Source organism: Streptomyces marinisediminis (assembly GCF_026262575.1).
Taxonomy (GTDB): domain Bacteria; phylum Actinomycetota; class Actinomycetes; order Streptomycetales; family Streptomycetaceae; genus Streptomyces; species Streptomyces marinisediminis.
Map to the genome: position 1 here is coordinate 1 of NZ_JAPKFL010000088.1, position 1,013 is coordinate 1,013.

General features: G+C 80.6%; 1 protein-coding gene. It reads left to right on the plus strand.

The features are described from left to right. Positions 1-1,013 (plus strand): beta-ketoacyl reductase (locus OSB71_RS24180; RefSeq protein WP_265950938.1); only part of this gene is annotated, 1,013 nt, incomplete at both ends.

The following is a 1,013-nucleotide window of genomic DNA, read 5'->3' on the forward strand; positions in this document are numbered from 1 at the left end:
CGGCCCCCGGAGTCCCCGGAGCGGGCGGAGCTCAGCGGCACGGACGGCTGGCGGTACCGGGTGGCCTGGAAGCCGGTGTCCGGGTTCGCGGCGGGCACGGTGCTCACCGGTCGGTGGCTGCTGGCCGTGCCGGAGTCCGGCGCGGGCCAGGAGGCGGCCGAGTGGTGCGAGCACGGGCTGAAGGCGGCCGGTGCCGAGGTGGTCCGGCTGGCCGGTGCCGCGGGCGCGGCGTCGGCGGAGCACGGCGAGGTGGCCGGTGTGGTGTCCCTGCTGGCGCTCGACGACGCACCGCTCGCGGACGGCGTCGCCCCGGGCCTGGCCGCGACCGTGGCGCTCGTGCGGGCGCTGGACGAGGCCGGGGTGCGGGCGCCGCTGTGGTGCCTGACGCGCGGGGCGGTGTCCGTGGGCACCGCGGACCCGGTGCGCGGCCTGGAGCAGACGCAGGTGTGGGGGCTGGGCCGGGTCGCGGCCCTGGAGCGCCCGGAGTCCTGGGGCGGCCTGCTCGACCTCCCCGCGGAGCTGGACGCCCGCGCGTGGGACCGTACGGCCGCCGCGCTGGCCGGCGGCACGGGCGAGGACCAGCTCGCCGTCCGCCCCTCGGGGGTCTTCGCCGGCCGCCTGCTGCCGGCCGCGCCCCCGGCCTCCGACGCGGTGTGGGAGCCGCGCGGCACGGTGCTGGTGAGCGACGGCACGACGCCGCCGGCCGGCCACCTGGCGACCTGGCTGGCGGACACGTCGGCCGAACGCGTGGTGTTGCTGACGCCGGTCGGCCGGGCCGTGGACCCGGAGGTCCTGGCTCGCCTGGGCGCCCGGGCGGACGTGCGGGCGGTGGACGTCACCGACCGGGCGGCGCTCACGGAGCTGGCGGAGCGGCTGGGGGCCGAGGGCGCCCCGGTCCGCGCCGTGGTGCACACGGCCGGGGCGAACCGGCTCGCGCCGCTGGCGGCCACGGACGCGGCCGAGCTGGCCGAGGCGCTGCACGCGAAGGTGACCGGTGCGGCGCACCTGGACGC